15 protein-coding genes are annotated in these 18,348 nt (G+C 64.8%); 11 read left to right on the forward strand and 4 right to left on the reverse strand.

Annotated features, from left to right (window positions below; all coding sequences use genetic code 11):
- Positions 1 to 211: 211 nt before the first annotated feature.
- Positions 212 to 856 (forward strand): hypothetical protein, encoded by a 645-nt coding sequence (locus EJO69_RS01650; protein WP_126038360.1) that lies wholly within the window; start codon positions 212 to 214, stop codon positions 854 to 856.
- A gap of 246 nt (positions 857 to 1,102) precedes the next feature.
- Here EJO69_RS01650 and EJO69_RS12650 read toward each other — a convergent pair whose 3' ends face one another.
- Entirely contained in the window at positions 1,103 to 4,648 is a 3,546-nt protein-coding gene (locus tag EJO69_RS12650) for a S8 family serine peptidase (RefSeq protein ID WP_126038363.1), read from the reverse strand.
- A 240-nt stretch (positions 4,649 to 4,888) separates the two neighbouring features.
- On the opposite strand from EJO69_RS12650, the gene EJO69_RS01660 reads away from it, so the two are divergent.
- The 7 genes from EJO69_RS01660 (at position 4,889) to EJO69_RS12240 (ending at position 11,916) form a co-directional block, all read left to right on the forward strand.
- Positions 4,889 to 6,208: a M20/M25/M40 family metallo-hydrolase gene (locus EJO69_RS01660; protein ID WP_126038366.1), complete on the forward strand. Its 1,320-nt coding sequence runs from the start codon at positions 4,889 to 4,891 to the stop codon at positions 6,206 to 6,208.
- A gap of 215 nt (positions 6,209 to 6,423) precedes the next feature.
- Positions 6,424 to 7,221: a class I fructose-bisphosphate aldolase gene (locus EJO69_RS01665; RefSeq protein ID WP_126038369.1), complete on the forward strand. Its 798-nt coding sequence runs from the start codon at positions 6,424 to 6,426 to the stop codon at positions 7,219 to 7,221.
- Entirely contained in the window at positions 7,214 to 7,774 is a 561-nt protein-coding gene (locus EJO69_RS01670; protein ID WP_126038372.1) for a glycerol-3-phosphate responsive antiterminator, read from the forward strand. Before EJO69_RS01665 ends, EJO69_RS01670 begins: the two co-directional genes overlap by 8 nt.
- Positions 7,775 to 7,943: 169 nt before the next feature.
- Positions 7,944 to 9,464, forward strand: a complete 1,521-nt coding sequence (locus EJO69_RS01675; RefSeq protein ID WP_126038374.1) for an FGGY-family carbohydrate kinase — start codon at positions 7,944 to 7,946, stop codon at positions 9,462 to 9,464.
- A gap of 14 nt (positions 9,465 to 9,478) precedes the next feature.
- The gene (locus EJO69_RS01680) at positions 9,479 to 10,477 is read left to right on the forward strand and encodes a 2-hydroxyacid dehydrogenase (protein ID WP_126038377.1); all 999 of its coding nucleotides are present in this window, start codon (positions 9,479 to 9,481) and stop codon (positions 10,475 to 10,477) included.
- 14 nt (positions 10,478 to 10,491) lie between these two features.
- Complete coding sequence (locus EJO69_RS01685) at positions 10,492 to 11,241, forward strand: SDR family NAD(P)-dependent oxidoreductase (RefSeq protein WP_126038380.1); 750 nt, start codon at positions 10,492 to 10,494, stop codon at positions 11,239 to 11,241.
- A 348-nt stretch (positions 11,242 to 11,589) separates the two neighbouring features.
- Positions 11,590 to 11,916 carry a DNA primase gene (locus EJO69_RS12240; RefSeq protein ID WP_164519825.1) on the forward strand — a complete coding sequence of 109 codons (327 nt, stop codon included), beginning with the start codon at positions 11,590 to 11,592 and terminating at the stop codon, positions 11,914 to 11,916.
- Between the two features lie 128 nt (positions 11,917 to 12,044).
- Here EJO69_RS12240 and EJO69_RS01695 read toward each other — a convergent pair whose 3' ends face one another.
- Both EJO69_RS01695 and EJO69_RS01700 read right to left on the reverse strand, forming a co-directional pair.
- Positions 12,045 to 13,595 (reverse strand): SLC13 family permease, encoded by a 1,551-nt coding sequence (locus EJO69_RS01695; protein WP_126038383.1) that lies wholly within the window; start codon positions 13,593 to 13,595, stop codon positions 12,045 to 12,047.
- A gap of 232 nt (positions 13,596 to 13,827) precedes the next feature.
- Complete coding sequence (locus EJO69_RS01700; RefSeq protein WP_126038386.1) at positions 13,828 to 14,781, reverse strand: aldo/keto reductase; 954 nt, start codon at positions 14,779 to 14,781, stop codon at positions 13,828 to 13,830.
- Positions 14,782 to 14,829: 48 nt separating this feature from the next.
- On the opposite strand from EJO69_RS01700, the gene EJO69_RS01705 reads away from it, so the two are divergent.
- The 3 genes from EJO69_RS01705 to EJO69_RS01715 are packed head-to-tail and all read left to right on the forward strand — an operon-like array spanning position 14,830 to position 17,383.
- Positions 14,830 to 15,672 (forward strand): undecaprenyl-diphosphate phosphatase, encoded by an 843-nt coding sequence (locus tag EJO69_RS01705; protein ID WP_126038389.1) that lies wholly within the window; start codon positions 14,830 to 14,832, stop codon positions 15,670 to 15,672.
- 17 nt (positions 15,673 to 15,689) lie between these two features.
- The gene (locus EJO69_RS01710) at positions 15,690 to 16,913 is read left to right on the forward strand and encodes a cysteine--1-D-myo-inosityl 2-amino-2-deoxy-alpha-D-glucopyranoside ligase (protein WP_126038392.1); all 1,224 of its coding nucleotides are present in this window, start codon (positions 15,690 to 15,692) and stop codon (positions 16,911 to 16,913) included.
- The gene (locus tag EJO69_RS01715; protein ID WP_126038395.1) at positions 16,913 to 17,383 is read left to right on the forward strand and encodes a MauE/DoxX family redox-associated membrane protein; all 471 of its coding nucleotides are present in this window, start codon (positions 16,913 to 16,915) and stop codon (positions 17,381 to 17,383) included. Before EJO69_RS01710 ends, EJO69_RS01715 begins: the two co-directional genes overlap by 1 nt.
- A 95-nt stretch (positions 17,384 to 17,478) precedes the next feature.
- Here the strand turns inward: EJO69_RS01715 and EJO69_RS01720 are convergent, their stop codons facing one another.
- The gene (locus EJO69_RS01720; RefSeq protein ID WP_126038398.1) at positions 17,479 to 18,303 is read right to left on the reverse strand and encodes a RecB family exonuclease; all 825 of its coding nucleotides are present in this window, start codon (positions 18,301 to 18,303) and stop codon (positions 17,479 to 17,481) included.
- Positions 18,304 to 18,348: the final 45 nt, after the last annotated feature.

Below are 18,348 nucleotides of genomic sequence, written 5' to 3' on the forward strand. Positions count from 1 at the left end.
CTTCGGCACTCACGACCGGGTCTGGAGACACCCAGCCCAGTGGTGTGCAGGTCGACTACGTGTGGTGATCGCGTGGATCAGCATGCCGACACGGGTCCGCCACGCCGCCCTTGTCGCAGCCGTGTTGACGATACCGTTCATCATCCGCCGAGACGCACGGCAGGATTCGCGGTCCCTTCGGACCGCGACTCGGCGGGCCTATACTCAGGCCATGAAGCGCCTGTCAGCTGTCCTTCTCACTTTGCTCGCCGCCTGCTCGAACGGCAGCGACGATGCGGATTCGGGCACACCGTCTCCGTCCGATCAGCCGGGCATGTTCGTCGTCCGCGTCAACAATGACGGGGACGAGACACAGATCCTCACCTTGAGCGAGCCGACGACTGAAGGTGCGATCAAACCCGACCTCGTCTATTGGCGACTCGGCGAGCGGGCGGACGTCGCCCCGGGAGAGACGGTGACGATTATCGGCAGCGATGGAATCTGTGCGGAGTCGTATCCGCCACAGTGCCAGGCAAGAACAGTCGCAATCGAACACCAGGCGGGCGACAGGGTCGCCGTTTTCGGCCCCTACGAGAAGCAGGAGATGCGAACGGAAGTCGACCTGGCCGCCTACATCGGCGCCACCGTCATCAACGTCGCAGAACCGCTCACTACGAGTGAACTCGGAGATCCGTTCTTTGACCAGGTTCCCGTTCTCGAGACGGATCGCGTCGAGCTTGCCGGCAATCCGAATCTTCCGGACACAGACACTCCGATCATCCTCATCGCCCCCGAAGGGGAGGTCGATGACGTCGGAGCAGTCCTCTTCGAGGAGGGCTTTCACGTCGTCATCTCTCTCGGAGGTCTCGGAGGGTGAACGCTCCGGAGAGCTGCTGACCGACCTGAGCCGGTTGCTCACGGTGCCAGGTGACTCGGCGACCACCCCGTGTCAGTTGAGTCAGATGCAGCGCACGGTTCGCGTCGCGTGGAGTGGGCAGTGGATGCGCCAGGCTTTGGCCGACCTCCATGACAGGCGTCGGCAGCCGACTTCGCAGGAAGAGATGACACGGAATTGCCCCCGGCATCGCCGGGGGCAACCCTATGTGCGGTCAGGACCGAACGGTCAGCGGCGCAGACCGATCGAATCGATGCTGTCCGCGTTCCAGTCGCCGACGATGACCTGGTCGGACGCCCGGCCGAGTGTGTACGACTTCTGGGCGCTGCCGGAGATCAGCGAGTTGGCCACGTAGAAGGTGGTGCCGCGGCGGACGGTGATGGTGTCCTTGCCGTCACCATCCCAGTCGCCGACGAGGACCTCGTCGCCCACGCGTCCGTAGTTGAACGTCGTCGTCGCGTAGCCCCCGGTCAGGGTGTTGCGGACGTAGAAGGCATTGCCGCGGCGCACCGCGAAGGTGTCCTTGGCGTCGCCGTCCCAATCACCTGCGTAGACCTGGTCGCCGAGCCGGCCGTAGTTGAACTGGTTCTCGGCGTTGCCGCCCTGAAGCGAGTTCTGAGCGTAGAACGTGGTCCCACGGCGCACCGCGAACGTGTCCTTGCCGTCGCCGTCCCAATCGCCGACGAGGACCTCGTCGCCCACGCGACCGTAGTTGAACTGGATCTCGGCGTTGCCGCCGAGCAGCTGGTTCTGGACGAAGAACGTATTCCCGCGGCGTACCGCCAGGGTGTCGACTCCGTCGCCGTCCCAGTCACCCGCGAAGACCTGGTCGCCGGGGCGGCCGAAGGTGAACGCGTGATCTGCGGGCGGGGTGAAGTCGTTGTAGAGAAGGAAGCCGCGGCTGATCTCCTCGTCGATCGTCCCGTCGCCGGGACCCGTGCCGGGCACGCCGTCGCGGTCGATCGTGAACGCCTCAGAGGTCCAGACCTCGACATCGTCGGGGTTGCTGAGCGATCCGGTGCCCTTGACGACGGTCACCTCGAGGATGTAGCTGCCGTCGAGCGCATTGAGGAGCTGGTCCGACTCAGCCGACTTCCTGTAGGTGCCATCCCAGGGGTAGACCTGAATGCCGGGGACTGCGCCCTCGCCGTGTGACTCGTAGACGAGGCTGTAGTCGGGGCTGACGGGGGCGCCCTTGGTACCATCGGCCGTCGCGTGGAAGGCCTCCATCTTCATGTAGGAGACGGGGTTCTCGAAGTGGATGATGGCGTAGGGGACATCGCCGTTCTCCATCGAGAAGACGAACTCGTCGGTATCCCACGAGTAGAGGCCCTCGGAGACGCACTCGTCGTCGACGAGCTTGCTGCACTCCTCGAGGAAGCCCAGCGTCGGCGTCGGGTAGATCGGCTCATTGGGGTCAAAGCCGAGATCGTCCTCGGTCCATCCGTAGTCCGCCCACGTCCACTGGTTCATGAACGCCACGTCGGTCTCGTAGTTGCCGGCCATGCCCGCATAGGGCACGACGTTGACGAGGTACTCGCCGGAGGCGTCGACGAAGTAGATGTGGCCCGAGTAGATCGCGCCCGGAGCATCCGGCTCTGTGATCGTCGCGTTGACGGTGACGGTGCTGCCCGCCGGGACTGTGACGGTCTCGGCCGAGAAGGTGACGTCGGCGAAGGCGCCGATGAAGTCCGGGTACTGGTTGATGCCCCAGGTCGCCGGCGAGGGATCGTGCACCGGCGTGAGGACCATCTCGGATTCACCGCGGTTGGTGATCGACAGGGTCGTCGTCTCGGACGCTCCGGTATCGCCGTCGTGGAGGTTGATCTCCGAGGGGGAGATCTGCGTGCCGAACCAGGAGTTAACGATCGAGCGCGGGATGTTGATCATGCCGGCGCCCTGGCGGTGAACCGGCTCGGAGAAGCCGCTGCCCGGCGCGAGCGACCACTCAACCGGGGTCGCGTTGTTCTGCAGGTTGGTGAGCACCTGGGCCGGGGTCAGCTCCGGTGTCGCCTCGAGAAGGAGGGCTGCCGCTCCCGCGACGTGCGGGGCTGCCATCGATGTTCCGGAGATCGTCGCGTAACCGGTGCCATCATCATCCGCCGCATCGAGCGGGTACGCGGAATGGATGAGACCGCCGGGGGCGGTGACCTGAGGCTTGATCGACAGATCCGCCGCCAGGCCGTACGAGGAGAAGTCGGACACGAGGCCAGCGGTCGCAACATCGGACACGACAGTGTCATCGGTCCACGTCACTGTCGGCGTCTCGGCATCTGCGAGTGCGGCGCGGATGGCATCGCCGTCCGCCTGCGAGATGGTCGCGGTAGGGATGGTGATCGGTGTCGGTCCTTCGACCGTCGCCGAGATCGCGCCCGGCTGGTTATTGTCGATGATGACACCGGCGGCGCCGGACTCCTGCGCGGCGAGCGCCTTCTCATGGAAAGTGCTGTCACCGCGGCGGACAAGGACGACCTTACCCTCGGCGCCCTCGAGCGGAACTGCGCCCGTCTCGGACCCGGCCGGGTAGGTGATGATCTCGAGCGTCGTGCCATCCTGGGGCGGGAGCGGGGCACCCGACGCCGGGCTGTAGGCGATGAGCTGCTCGGGCAGTGCCGAGACGGTCAGTGCGGGTGCCTCGGTGCGCCAGTTGTCGGCCGAGCCGACGGAGATGACCTTCTTGCCCGAGGCGGGAGCGCCGCCGGAGAAGACTCCGTAATCGCCCGAGTTGCCCTGGGAGACGGTGACGACAACGCCCTTGTCGACAAGGTTGTCCGCCGCGACCGCTGTCGGGTAGTTCGGCCACGTCATGAACGAGGCGCCGATCGACATGTTGACGATGTCGGCGCCATCGGCTGCCGCGCGCTCCATAGCATCGAGCATGATCTCGGACGTGGTCGAGCCGTCGCATCCGAAGACGCGGTAGGCGAGTAGGTTCGCTCCGGGCGCCACACCCGTGAACTCGTTCGATGGGTCGTTGCCGGCGGCGATGCCGGCGACATGGGTGCCGTGGCCGTTGCAGTCATCGGGATTGTCGTCCGGAGCGGGCACCGGGTTGTAGCCGTCAGATTCGGGATCGGCGTTGAAGGCGTCGCCGACGAAGTCGTAGCCGCCGATGATCCCGCTGCCGTTGCCGGTGACGGGCGACCACGCGGTCCCGTCGGAGATGCCGCCGCCGCCGAAGGCGGGGTGGTCGATGTCGACACCGGTGTCGATGATGGCGATCGTCTTGCCGTAGCCGGAGTAGTCGGTCTCATCGAGGATGAGGCTGGCTCCCGTGAGGTCCTTGGCGTAGGCCATGTCGGGCTCCGCGCCCATATCCAGCTTCTCGGGCGCCTCAACGAGCAGGACCGGGTAGACGGCCGCAACATCGACATCGTTCCTCAGCTGCGTGAGCTCGGCCTCGTCTGCCGTGACGACGGCGCCGGACCAGAGCTCGCTGAAGGATGAGGTGACGTCGATGTCGAGATCATCCGCGGCGGCCTCGAGGCGCTGCAGTTCGGAGTCGACCCGCATCTGCGTGCCGCCCTTGGCGATCGGCTGGCTGCGGAACTCGACGAACCAGTCACCCGTCGCGCGCGAGCCGAAGGCGGATCCGGCGACGGATGCCTGGGCGGCCGAAGCGCCGACATGCGGTGTGTAATCTGGTTCGATCAGCGGCTCGGCACTCGGGGCTGCGGCGGCCGGGGCGATCAGAGCACCGATGCTCACTGCCCCCACGCCCAGGAAGGCCACGCAGGTGCGCAGCCGTCTTCTGCCCGGAACATGACTCGTCATGTGTTCTCCTCAGTCTTCATTCACAGATCCTCCACCGCAGCGTCGCGGCAAAGACTTCTCGAGTATGGTCTATCGCACACCGTTTCGCAGGTTATCAACGCCGACTGAGACAAATTTCCATTCATGTGATCGGAATTCACATGAGGTCACCCGGCCGTTCAGGCACGTCAGCGTCCTGTCATCCTGCCGTTCGCAAGAGAATGCGCGCCGTGCGGTAGAGGGGCACGTTAGTCTGTCGATATGACTGTTGACCCCTCTGCCCTGGACACGTCGGGTGTCGCGCAGCTGTGCGCCGACCTGATTCGCATCGACACGTCGAATTTCGGCGACGACCCCCGGACGAAGCCCGAGCGGCCGGCGGCCGACTTCGTCGTCGAGTACCTCCGCCGATATGGCTATGAGCCGATCATCATCGAGTCCAAACCCGGCCGCGCCAACGTCGTGCTCCGAGTGCCCGGGACGGATCCGGGGCTGCCCGCCCTCGTCGTCCACGGTCACCTCGACGTTGTTCCCGCTGTGGCCGAGGACTGGACCGTCGATCCCTTCGGCGGGATCATCAAGGACGGCTATGTCTGGGGCCGCGGCGCTGTCGACATGAAGAACATGGACGCCATGATGCTGACCGTGCTCGCGGACATGAAGGAGAGGGGCTGGCAGCCCCAGCGCGACCTTATCGTCGCCTTCTTCGCCGATGAGGAGGCCGGGGGAGTGTGGGGTGCCCAGTGGATGGCTGAGCACCATCCCGAGCTGTTCGAGGGCGCCACTGAGGCGATCTCCGAGGTCGGCGGGTACTCCGTCGACATCGAGGGCCAGACCGTCTACCTCATCCAGACGGGCGAGAAGGGCATGGACTGGCTGACGCTCTCCGCCCGAGGCAGAGCCGGTCACGGCTCGCAGGTCAACGAGGACAACGCGATCACGAAGCTGGCAGCGGCAGTTGCGAGAATTGGAGAGCGGAAATGGCCGCTCCAGCTCACCGACACGGTCCGGTCCCTCCTCGTGACGGTGTCGGAGCTGACCGGTCTGCCCTTCAGCGAGGATCCCGAGGATCTGGCTGCGCTCGTCAGAAGCCTCGGTCCAGCGGCACCCTTCGTCGGCGCAACCCTGCGGACGCAGTCGAATCCGTCCCAGCTCGATGGCGGCTATAAGGCCAATGTCATCCCCGCCACGGCCCAGGCGACGGTCGACATGAGGCCGATCCCCGGCACCGAGGAGGAGGCTCACCAGACGATCAGGGACCTCGCGGGAGCGGGTGTCGACGTGTCCTCGATCGTTCGGTACGACGGCTTCGAGGTGCCATTCGATGCACCGGTCGTCGAGAGGATGTCGGAGGCACTCCTTGTCGAGGACCCGACGGCCATCGTCGCCCCGTACATGCTGTCGGGCGGAACCGACAACAAGCAGCTTCTGCCGCTTGGGATCCAGGGTTACGGCTTCGTGCCGATGGCACTGCCTGCCGACTTCAACTTCTCGGCGATGTTCCATGGGAACGACGAGCGGGTTCCGATCAGCGCCCTTGAATTCGGCACGAGGGTTCTCGCCCGCTTCCTCGCCGGTTAGCGTGCTGCCCTGCGCGCGAGAGCGCGCAGGGCAGTGCCACCGGCGCCCACCCTAGTCGTGGGACGCGGTTCACCAGGTCGCGATTATGGTGCTATGCTGGCACAAACAAAATATGCCCATCGGGATGGTCGTGAAGGTCCGTAGCACCACATGTGGTTGCGCGGGCCTTTTTGTCGTTTAATTGGTAGAAATCTTCTGCCAGAGGAGAGGAAAACATGTCGAAGACACGTCGGATGAACAGGATTTTCGCTGCGGACGGGAGGTCGGTCTCCCTGGCACTGGATGGCTTCGGCTTCAGCGAGAAGACCGCGGGCGTCGACGTTGCGGCCCGCAAGGTCCCCGCGATGGTCGAGCACGGCCTGGACAACGTCCTCGTCACCTACGGGCAGGCTCGCAATTTCGCCGAGCACTTTGCCGGTGTCGGCCTCACCCTTCGCGTCGACACGACGACAGCTGTCTACGACGGTTCGGTGCCGGACACCATGCCGGCCTTCGACGTGACCGATGCCCTCAAGCTCGGCGCCGACGGCGTTGTCATCATGAACTTCCCCGGCGCCCATAACGAGCGTGCCACGAACGAATTCGCCGCGAAGCTGACCCGCCAGAGCGCCGACTGGAATGTTCCCTTCATGTGTGAGGCCCTGCCCTACGGCTACCCGGTGACGACGCCGGAGTCGGCGGACCCGGAGAAGATCGCCACGGCCGCGAGGTTCTCCGAGGAGCTCGGCGCCGACATCATCAAGACCCGATTCTCCGGCACCGACCGCGACCGGCTCATCGTCGACAACTGCACGGTTCCGGTTCTTGCGCTCGGCGGCCCGAAGTCCGATCACGAGACCTATTTCGAGTTTGTTCAGCACGTCATGGCCTGCGGTGCGAAGGGCGTCGCCGTCGGCCGCAACATCACCCAGGATCCGAAGCCGCTCGCCATGGTGTCTGCACTCGGTGCTCTCGTCCACGAGGATGCCTCCGCAGCTCAGGCCATGACGATCTACAACGAGATCAGTGATTGATATTCCCCAGCGGACGGTCATCCCCTCAGTCCGCCACCTCAAGGAGCTTGAGGCCGCACTCGTCAGCACGTCTCGCTACGTGCTCCTGACGAATGTCCACATCGGCAACCTTGAACCGCTCGCGAAGAAGTGCATCGACGCAGGGCATGAGGTTCTTGTGCACTGCGATCTCATCGGCGGCTTCAAGCCGGACCGCGAGGGGATCAGGCTGCTCAAGAACATGTTCGGTGTGACGGGGGTGCTCACCCAGAGCGCCCAGGTCGTCAGCTACGCCCAGAAGGCGGGCATGGCGGGAATCCTCCGGGTCTTCATCATGGACTCGCGCTCTTTGGAGAAGGGGATCCAGGTGCTCCAGGATTCCCGTCCCGATGGCATCGAGGTCCTGCCCGGGGCCCTCGCACACCGCTACTGGGAGCTGTTCGAGCCCTACCAGGACGACACCACTCTCATCGCCGGCGGAATGATCGTCACCCAGAAGGAGTGCGACAGCCTCTTTGACCGCGGCTACCGGGCATTGACTGCCTCGAGCCCGGGGCTGTGGCAGACGGCCTGATTCGGCGCCGCCGCGGGGCAGAGGAGCCTCGCGGCCGGCACCAGTCGGGGCGTTCGCCCATCAGCGACCTGCCTGCAGCAAGACGACGATCAGAGCTTCGCACCAGCCAGCACGACAACAATCCACCACAATCAGCACAGGAAGACAGATAAAGAAAAGGGAGTCAACGATGACACCTCGTTATGTTCTTGGAATCGACAATGGCGGCACCGTCACGAAAGCCGCCCTCTATGACTCAGATGGCAAGGTCTACGCCATCGCCCAATCCCACCTCGAGACGCAGTTCCCGAGACCGCTCTTCACGGAGCGTGACATCGACCAGTTCTGGGGTGCCAACGTCACCGCGATCAAGCGCGTGCTCGAGGAGTCGAAGATCGACCCCGCACAGATCGCCGCGCTTGCTGTGACCGGCCACGGCAACGGCATCTACCTCGCACGCAGGGACGGCAGCGCGCCGCGTCCGGGCGTCGTCTCCACGGATGCCCGGGCCCAGTCATTCGTGGATCGGTGGCTGGCCGATCCGGAGTACGACGAGCGCGTCCGCTCGAAGACCGGTTCGACGGTATGGGCGGGCCAGCCGCCCGCGCTCCTCGCCTGGTTCGACGAGCACGAGCCCGACATGTTCGACGAGACAGACTACGTCCTCTCGGCGAAGGATTACATCCGCTTCCGGCTCACCGGTGAGGCGAAGATGGAGGTGACGGACTCCTGTGGTGTCGGTATGGCCAATGTCGTGACTAAGGAGCCCGATGCCGACCTGCTCGACTTCTACGGGATCTCCCGCTGGGGATCAAAGATCCCGCCGTTCGTCGGATCGACCGAGATCGCCGGCCACATCACCCCGGAAGCGGCTGAGCTGACCGGACTGAAGGCGGGCACGCCCGTGGCGGGTGGCGTCATGGACGTCGTCGCAGGCGCGCTTGCCGCCGGCCTGGTCGAGGAGAACGAGCTCACCGTCATCACCGGCACGTGGTCGATCAACGAGGTTCTGTCGAAGAACGCCAACGTCGACTCCTCGGGCGATGTGTGGCTGACGGTGCCCTACCCGGTCGAGGACACCTACCTCTTCCTCGACGCGAGCCCGAACGGCGTGTCCAATCTCGACTGGTACATCAACTCGATCATCCGCCGCTCGCTCAGGGCGTTCGGCCACGATGACGTCTCGGACGCGGAGGTGTTCCGCATCTGCGAGCAGATGATCCACGACTTCACCCCAGATATCGAGGACCCGTTCTTCCTGCCGTACATCAACGGCACCGACGTGTTCCCCGACGGTCGTGCGGGATTCGTGGGGCTGACGAACTACCACGACATTCGCCACCAGGTGCGGGCCGTCTACGAGGGCGTCATCTTCTCGCACCTCTACCACATCGAGAAGCTGCGGGCCCATGGCACTCTGACCGGAAACGTCCGCTTCACGGGCGGTGCTGCGAACTCGACCATCTGGCTCCAGATGTTCGCGGACGCGATCGGTGTGCCGCTCGACATCGTCGACGCCGCTGAGTCCGGCACGCTCGGCACGGCGATCTGCTCGGCCGTCGCCGCAGGCCTCCACCCGGACGTGTCGACGGCAGTGCGGAACATGACGTCCCCGCCCCGGGCGACGATCACACCGAACCCCGACTATGCCGAGCTGTTCCGCCAGCGGTTCGCCCGGTTCATGGATCACATCGAGCTGCTTCGCAGCTGAACTGAAAGAGAGTCATGAAAGTACTTGCCATCGCCGATGCCTACATCCCGCTCGACATGCTTCGAGACGGAACAACTGCCCTGGTCGAGGCCGGGCATGACGTCACCTATGTCGAATGGGAGACCGCGTCGATCGAGAAGCTCCAGGAGGTCAACCTCCTCGTCGAGCAGCGCGGACCGAACGGCGTCGATCTGCCCGAGTCGATCGTTGAGAAGGTACGCGAATCCGATATCGTCATCACCCAGTTCGCACCGATCGGGGCAGAGCTCATCGAGTCGAGCCCGAACCTCAAGGTGATCGGGGTGCTGCGTGGGGGAACTGAGAATGTCGACTCCGCGGCAGCGGAGCGGGCAGGCATCGCCGTGTTCAACACGGCGGGCCGCAACGCCCGCGCGGTCGCCGAGTTCACGGTCGGGATGATCCTCGCCGAAACGCGCAACATCGCCCGCACCCACGCAGCAATGAGGGAGCACGTCTGGCTCAAGGACTTCCCGAACGGGGACGCGATTCCCGAGCTTGAGGGCCGTACCATCGGGCTCGTGGGCGCGGGCGCCATCGGTCAGCTCGTCATGAAGTTTCTCAGTGGTATGGATGCCCGGTGCGTCTTCTATGACCCGTACCAGGCCTCGAGCGAATACGGGGAGAAGGTCGACAGCCTCGACGAGCTCATGGCGACATCGGACATCGTCACCATCCATTCCCGCCTCACCCCGGAGAACCATCACCTGGTGAGCAGGCAGATGCTCGCGCTCATGAAGCCGAGCGCCGTTCTCGTCAATACGGCCCGCTCCGGGCTGGTCGACGAGGAGGCACTGCTCGAGGCGCTTCGCGAGAAGAGAATCGCGGGCGCGGCGATCGACACATTCGACGTCGAGCCGCTGGCCTCCGACTCGGAGTGGATGAAGCTCGATAATGTCACTATCACGTCCCACCTCGCAGGCTCGACGCGCGATGCGTTCGTCAAGACCCCGAGGATGCTGAGCGAGCGCCTGCTCGCCAGCCTCGCTGAATAGAAGAAGGAGAGTCAGTGGATCTCAACCTCACCGGTCAAAGGGTTCTCGTCACGGGAGGAGCATCCGGCATGGGTGCGGCACTCGTGCGGATCCTCGCCGAGGAGGGCGCCCGCGTGGCGCTCAACTATCGCAGCCGCGCCGACGAGGCGCAGGCCCTCGCCGATTCCGTCGACGGCGATGTCTACCCCATCCATGCCGATCTGGCGGACCGTTCTCAGACCATGAGGCTCTTTGAGGAGTCGGTCGATGCGCTGGGTGGACTCGACATCCTCGTCAACAACGCGGGCCTGTGGCTGACGACCGAGGTCGGACAGATCTCGGAGGACGTGTGGGACCGTTCGATCGAGGTCAACCTCGCCGCGCCGATGTTCCTCTCCCAGGAGCTCATCAAGCACTGCACGGGGGAGGGCAGGCAGGGCAGGATCCTCAACATCACCTCGCAGGCGGCCTTCCGCGGCTCGTCGACGGGACATGTTCCCTACGCGACGGCGAAGGGCGGCATGGTGACGATGACGAGATCGCTCGCTCGTGAGATGGGCCCGAACGGCATCACTGTCAACTGCCTCGCCATCGGAACCATGGAATCGCCGATGATCGCGGATGCGTTGGAGAAGAAACGGGAGTTCTACGAGGCCCGAATCCCGATCGGCTACGTCGCGACGGCTGAGCAGATCGCGTCAGTGGCTGCCTTCATGGTGTCGGACAGGAATGCCTACATGACGGGCGCGACTGTCGACGTCAGCGGGGGCCAGCTGCTCCACTGAAAGACCAGCGGACTGCGACGAGCAGGGCGAGGGGCCACACCTGCCCCGCTCGTCGCAGCTTCCCCTGGGGGAATCTGGACTAGGAGGACCGCGTGGCGAGCCATCAGCCACTCGGTCCTTCACGGACGATCCAGATGTGAACAGTGTAGATCACGCGACGGGTGCAAAGGTCGCCAAATTATCAATGAGTCACGTCCGTCATCCTGCAGTGTGGCGATGCCGCACCGCCGGGGCCTTCACCAGGCGACCCACCAGGGCCTGAAGTCTCGATTCTGGACTCCGACCAGCACCTCCATAGCCACGGCCAGGAGGTGTGCCTCGGCGCGGATTTCGCGATAGGCTCTTGGTATGGAAATCGATCCTCGCACAGCGCTCGACCGCCTCATTGGTGCCCTCGAGGCATTTCACGATTCTGCTTCGCTCACTCGTGATCCCGAAGCCGATTCGGTGCTGGAAGCGACCGATCACCTGGCCGATGCGTACACGATCTACGACGACGCAGTCTTCACGACCTTCGGTGTCGAACTTCCCCTCGACGTCTACGGCGATGATGACGATGACGACGATGATGACGATGACATCGACTACCTTGACGACGACGATGAGGACGATGTCGACGAGGATGATGACGAGGACGACGATGTCGAATTCCTCGACGACGACCTCGACGACTGAGCCAACAGACTGTGAGGCCGGGCATGAGCCCGGCCTCAGCTGTGTCCGCGGCACCCGAAACATGATCGGCGGCGGGAGTCGGCGTTGGGTTCGTGCCGATCAGAAAGCCGCAGCTCGCGGGTGAGCGGTCAGCCGATCGAGTATCCGAGAATGTGGGGGCCGATGAGCATCGTGAAGGCCACGATCATGACGATGACGATGAGGTTGAGCCATAGGCCCGCCCTGAGCATCTGACCGATCTTGATGTAGCCCGAACCGTACGCGATGGCGTTCGGCGGCGTGGCGACGGGGAGCATGAACGCGGTTGTCGCAGCGAGGGCGACAGGGATGACGAGCAGTTGGACATCGACTCCCATGCCGATGGCGACTCCGCCGATGATGGGCAGGAATGCGGCAGCCGTGGCCGTATTCGAGGTCATCTCCGTCAGGGCGAGTACCAAAACGGTGATGGCTGCAACGATGACGAGGATCGGCAGGCCGGCGAGTCCGCCCGCCTGTTCGCCGATCCACAGGGATAGGCCTGTGTAGCCGAACGCCGCGGACAGGGCAAGGCCGCCTCCGAAGAGGAGAAGCACGTCCCACGGCACGCCCTTGGCCGTCTCCCAATCGAGGAGGCCGATCCCAGACGCCCGCTTGGCTGGCACGAGGAACAGTGCGAGGGCGAGCACCATGGCGATCACGTCGTCCGTCATTCCGGAGTCGGGGAAGAGCGTGGGGATGAACACCCAGGAGAGCGCTGCAAGGACGAAGATGACTGCGGTCAGCTTCTCCTCATGCGACATCGGTCCCAGCTTCGCGTGGTGCTCGGCGATCAGTTCTCTGCCTCCCGGAATATCGTCGATCTCAGGGGAGTAGAGCTTCGTGAGCAGCCACCAGCAGATGAGGAGGAAGCTCCAGGCGAGGGGGACCCCGAAGAGCATCCATTGGCCGAAATTGAGGGTGATGCCGTGGTTGTCCTGCAGGTAGCCGCGAAGGAGGGCGTTGGGCGGCGTGCCGATCAATGTTGACAGCGAGGCGATCGACGCCGAGTAGGCGATGCCGAGCATGAGTGCCGCGCCGAACTTCGAGTCCTTATCAACCCGGCTGTCGATCGTGCCGACGAGGGTGAGGACGGACAGACCGATCGGGAGCATCATGACGGCCGTCGCCGTGTTCGAGATCCACATTGAGAGGAACCCGGTCGCGACCATGAAGCCGAGAATCAGGCGCTTGGGCTTTGTTCCGATGAGGAGAACAGTGCGCAGGGCGATGCGGACGTGGAGATTCCACCGCTGCATCGTCAGCGCGAGAAGGAATCCGCCAAAAAAGAGGAAGATCGTCGGTGAGCCGTAGGAGGCGCCGACCGTTCCCATCGGCGCGATTCCCATGATGGGAAATGCGACGAGTGGAATGAGGGCAGTGGCTGCCAGCGGTATCGGCTCGGTCATCCACCAGACCGCCATGAGGGCCGCCGTGGCGGCGACGAAGGCGATCATGTTCCGATCGGTGTCGATGTCGGCCGCCGCCAGTGTCGACTGGACGCTGTCGGACAGCTCGGCAGGAAAGATCGAGAAAATGAGGACGGCGGCAAGGATGCCGCCGACGATGCCGAGGAGACGCGTGCGTCGAGCTCCCGGCGGAGCGTGCACCTGCCTGGCATCGGGCTCGACGGTCACGGGCTGGGTTCTGGGTGTGGTCATGAAATCTCCCACCGATCCGCCACGACGCTGTAGCGCAGTTCATACGATCGGATGTTTCATGGGACTATAGCCTCGACGCCGTGCCTTCGAGCGAGATCCGTGCAGTAACAAAATGTAACCGTACTAAACGGCATATACGCGGACCGGAGGCTGCAGAATGTGACGCCCGCGTCCCAACGGGACGGATCAGGAAGCGCGCGACCCAGCAGACTGTGGTTGGCCCCGCGACGCCTCAAAAACGCTCGGGGTAGCCCCAGGATGGTTCCGTGACCTCGGTCAGCGCATCGAGCACCGCGGAGGGAATCTCCTCATCGAGATCGACGAGGAGCGCGGCGAGCTGCGCCGACGTGCGGGGGCCGACGAGGGCACATGACACGCCGGGACGGGACAGCAGCCAGGCAAGAGACACGGTCGCGATGTCGACGCCAAGGCCATCGGCTGCCGTTGCGATCGCCTCGACCACCTGGCGGGAGGAGGACGTGAGGTATGGCTCGACGAAGCCCGCGAAGTGGGGTGAGGCGGCCCGTGAATCGGGCGGGATCGAGTGGCGATAGCGGCCGGCGAGGACGCCGCGGCCAAGGGCGGACCAGGCGAGGATCCCTGCCCCCGCATAATCGGCGAAGGGCACGATCTCGCGTTCGATCCCGCGCTCGAGGAGGCTGTACTCCATGTGGAGGGCGGCGAGCGTGACGCCGCGTTCGCGCAGGAGCCTGCTCATGAGGCCCGCGTACCAGCCGGGACAGTTGCCGAGACCGACCGCGTGGACGAGTCCGCGCTGGACGAGGGAGGCGAGAGCGTCCGCCGTCTCCTCGATGTCGGTCGCGGGATCCGGCGCCGCGAGGACGAGCGTGTCGATCCACTCCGTGCCGAGCATGATGAGGGAGGAGCGCACGCTCCGCTCGAGGGAGGAGCGCGACGCGTCGACTCCCTCTTCGCTCAGGCCTGCGCGGGAGATGAGGTGGACCGAGGAGCGGTCGACGCTCGTGCTGAGAAGCTCACCGAGAACCATCTCGGCGGTCCCGCCGCCGAAGTAGGGAGAGGTGTCGATGACGGTGCCGCCTGCGTCGAGGAAGATGTCGAGCTGCCTCTCCGCCTCATCGGCAGGAGTGTCGCGACCCCAGGTCAACGTGCCGAGCCCGACGCTGGACAGAGCGGCGCCGACCGTTCCAAGCTTGCGTTTTCTCACACTGTGAGCCTACTGCATGGTGCCGATGGTGGACCTATGGTGGGACCCATGGGGATTTTTGAAGCGGTCATCCTCGGCCTCGTCCAGGGATTGACGGAGTTCCTCCCGGTCTCATCATCAGCTCACCTGCGTATCGTCGGTGAGCTGTTTCCCGCCCTTGGCGATCCGGGAGTGACATTCACGGCGGTCGTCCAGATCGGCACCGAGCTCGCGGTCGTCTGGTATTTCCGCCAGGACATCCTGCGGATCATCAGGGCGTGGCTCGACGCACTGCCGTTCGGGCCGTGGCGGGAACGGGAGCCGGAGGACCCTCAGGATGCGCGGCTGGGATGGATCGTGATAATCGGCACAATCCCCATCGTCGTCCTTGGGCTGTTCCTCGAGGGCGCGATCGAATCGGTCTTCCGGAACCTCTATCTCACCGCGCTCATGCTCGCCCTGTTCGCCGTGTTCCTCGGGCTGGCGGACCGCTTCTCGAAGAAGCGCCTCACCGTCTCTGACCTGTCGCTGCGCGACGGTCTCATCCTCGGTTTTGCCCAGTCAATGGCACTGGTTCCGGGTGTCTCCCGGTCCGGCGGGACCATCACGATCGGCCTTCTGCTCGGCTACACGCGGGAGGCGGCGGCACGGGTGTCGTTCCTGCTCGCCATCCCCGCCGTGCTCGGCTCCGGCCTCTACCGGCTCTTCTCGGACGACGGAACTGGGCCCCAAGCAGGGGCGATGGCCACCGCAGTCGCCACTGTGGTGTCCTTCATTGTCGGTTACATAGTGATCGTCTGGTTCCTTAAGCTGATTTCGACGAAGTCGTATTTCCCGTTTGTCATTTATCGTCTGCTGCTCGCCGCAGTGATCGTCGCCCTGCTGACCGCGGGCGTTCTGGCTCCGCAGTGACGTACAGAGAGGTCTCCATGCGTTCTTGGCCGATGCCGCAGCTCCCAGAGCTTCCAGGCACGGGCACTGGTCCGCGCGTTCTCGATTCGCGCACCGGCCGGCCCATCCCCCTGCCGGGGCCGGAGGTCAACCTCTACGTCTGCGGCATCACCCCTTACGACGCCACTCATCTGGGCCATGCCTTCACGTACGTGACGTTCGATATCCTCATCCGCGTTCTGAAGGATGCGGGGATGGACGTGCAGTACGTCCAGAACATCACCGATATCGATGACCCGCTGTTCGAGCGGGCCGAGGCTGTCGGCATCCCGTGGAGAGAGCTCGCCGACTCGCAGATCGGCCTGTTTCGCTCGGATATGGACGTCCTCAAGGTCATCCCCCCGACGGACTGGGTCGCTGTCTCCGACGTGCTTGACGAGCTCGAGGAGAATGCCCGCCATCTCATCGACAGTGGCAGCGCCTACGGCCTGACCGATGACAGCGGCCGCACCGACTACTACCGTGAGACGAGCGATGCCGACTTCACAGGCGAGTATCTCGCCGGCATCGACCTCATCGACGTATTCCGTGAGAACGGCGGCGACCCCGATCGCCCGGGCAAGCACCACCCGCTCGACCCCATGATCTGGAAGGGCGCGGTCGGCGACGACTTCCGCGCCGAAGGCGAGAAGCCCGGCGAGTGGCGGCCCGGCTGGCACGTCGAGTGCGCCCTCATCGGCCACGACTTTCTCGGCACGACCATCAGCGTCCAGGGCGGGGGAGCGGATCTGCTGTTCCCGCACCAGGAGATGACGAGCATCCACCACCGCGACTTCGATCCGCCGGTCGTGGCGACAGGCCAGATGAACACGGGCCTCGTCGCCTTCGAGGGCGAGAAGATGAGCAAGTCGCTCGGCAATCTCGTCCTCGTCTCCAAGCTCATCGAGCGCGGCTTCGAGCCGATGGCGGTGCGCCTCACCCTGCTCAACCACCGGTGGGACTCGAACTGGGAATACACGGACGAGCAGCTGACCCTGGCCGAACGGCGCGTCACACGCTGGCGGCGGGTCCGCCACACGGGCGGTGCCGGGGCGGGCGAGCTTCTTGCGACCGTGCGTGAGCGACTCTCGGACAGTCTCGACACGCCGGGTGCTCTCGCCGCGATCGACGAGTGGGCCGAGACAAACGAGCACAACGATGATCGGGAGGGCGCTGCCCTGTTCGACGACATGTGCAAGACCCTGCTCGGGCTCTACCTGTAGTGAGCCTCGCGGCGCTGGCGTGGGCGGCCATCCTTGCTGTCGCCGCGGCACTCGCAGCTCCGGGCATGCCCGGCTCGATGCTCCGGTCAATGCGGGATCTCGCCCTGCCCGCGCCGCTCATGCGGCCACTCGTTGCCTGGGCCCATCTTCTCGTGCAGCTCACCCTCGCACTCGGACTGGTGCTCGCCCCGCGCCCTCTCTCGTGGCTCTTCACGATCGGGGGAGTGGTCCTAGCCTGCATCTATCTCGTCACCGTGTGGCGAGCCCGGGGCCATGAGTGCCGTTGCCTGAGCAGAACACCGCACCGCATCGGCCCAGCAACCATTGTCCGCAACGTCAGCCTTCTCGTTCTCGCGGTGCTGAGCCTCGGCAGTGAGGGAATCGCCGGCGTCGCCCTCGACGACTGGCCCGCACTCATCCCATTGACCGTCGCCGTGGTCGCAGAGGCGGCAGCGCGCCGGACGGCCTGACAGCATGCCGGCGTTGGGCCTTCAAGCCAGAGGCAGAGTCCGACGGACGCCAGGCGAGGAGACTGTCCGCTGATCGAAGCGGCTGCGTGTTGAGGCTACAGCTGGACGGCCCTCAGCTTGAGGGCGCCCTCCTCACTCATGGGCGGCTCCTCGCCATCAAAGGCGGGGCACAGGGCCTTGAACGAACACCAGTCGCACAGCCGGGACACCCTCGGCTCGAAGCGGCCGGTGTCGAGTGCCTCAAGGATCTGGGACCACACCGAGACGATCGCCTCTTCGACGATGCTGTTGTCCGCCTCGTCCGACCAGTACGTCAGCGTCGAGTCCGATCCGAGGTAGATGAGCTGGGACTGCCGGGGGAGCCGGCCCTCAGCCTTCGACAGGAGCAGGCCGTAGGCCCGGACCTGGAACAGCGCCTCGTGCTGATAGTTGGGGTTGGGCATGCGGCCGGTCTTGTAATCGACGACCCGCAGGTCGCCCTGCGGGGAGACATCGATGCGGTCGATGACGCCCCGGAACCTCACACCCGAGTCGAGGTCGACCGTGATCATTCGCTCGCGGTTGCTTCGAGTGGGATTGAGCATCGCAGGGTTCTCGCGCCGGAAGTACACGCCGACAAGGCTCCGCGCGGACTCCAGCCACCCCTCGAACGGTTCGTCATCGAACAGACGCTGGATCCCCGGGTCCCGTTCGACCATCGCCGCCCAGCGCGGTTCGACGAGGTTGTCCGCGGCACCGGCGGTGCGCTCGTGCGCCGGCAGGTCGTAGAGATGCTCAAGGACGGAGTGGACCAGCGTTCCCTTGGTTGCCGCCGGGGACGGCGGTTCGGGGACCCTGTCGATCACCCGGTAGCGGAACTTCAGCGGGCACTGCTTGAAGTCGTTGAGCCGGGATACGGAAAGGGCTGGCTGGTAGCGCATGGAGCAACCCTACCGAACGGCTCGGACTGCCCCAGACGGTAGGAT

The organism is Flaviflexus salsibiostraticola (genome assembly GCF_003952265.1).
Taxonomy (GTDB): Bacteria; Actinomycetota; Actinomycetes; order Actinomycetales; family Actinomycetaceae; genus Flaviflexus; species Flaviflexus salsibiostraticola.

Coding starts and splice junctions, on each gene's coding strand:
- EJO69_RS12650 (WP_126038363.1), bottom strand. CDS start 4,648: ATGACGAGTCATGTTCCGGGCAGAAGACGGCTGCGCACCTGCGTGGCC.
- EJO69_RS12240 (WP_164519825.1), top strand. CDS start 11,590: ATGGAAATCGATCCTCGCACAGCGCTCGACCGCCTCATTGGTGCCCTC.
- EJO69_RS01650 (WP_126038360.1), top strand. CDS start 212: ATGAAGCGCCTGTCAGCTGTCCTTCTCACTTTGCTCGCCGCCTGCTCG.
- EJO69_RS01720 (WP_126038398.1), bottom strand. CDS start 18,303: ATGCGCTACCAGCCAGCCCTTTCCGTATCCCGGCTCAACGACTTCAAG.
- EJO69_RS01680 (WP_126038377.1), top strand. CDS start 9,479: ATGAAAGTACTTGCCATCGCCGATGCCTACATCCCGCTCGACATGCTT.
- EJO69_RS01710 (WP_126038392.1), top strand. CDS start 15,690: ATGCGTTCTTGGCCGATGCCGCAGCTCCCAGAGCTTCCAGGCACGGGC.
- EJO69_RS01660 (WP_126038366.1), top strand. CDS start 4,889: ATGACTGTTGACCCCTCTGCCCTGGACACGTCGGGTGTCGCGCAGCTG.
- EJO69_RS01695 (WP_126038383.1), bottom strand. CDS start 13,595: ATGACCACACCCAGAACCCAGCCCGTGACCGTCGAGCCCGATGCCAGG.
- EJO69_RS01665 (WP_126038369.1), top strand. CDS start 6,424: ATGTCGAAGACACGTCGGATGAACAGGATTTTCGCTGCGGACGGGAGG.
- EJO69_RS01675 (WP_126038374.1), top strand. CDS start 7,944: ATGACACCTCGTTATGTTCTTGGAATCGACAATGGCGGCACCGTCACG.
- EJO69_RS01705 (WP_126038389.1), top strand. CDS start 14,830: ATGGGGATTTTTGAAGCGGTCATCCTCGGCCTCGTCCAGGGATTGACG.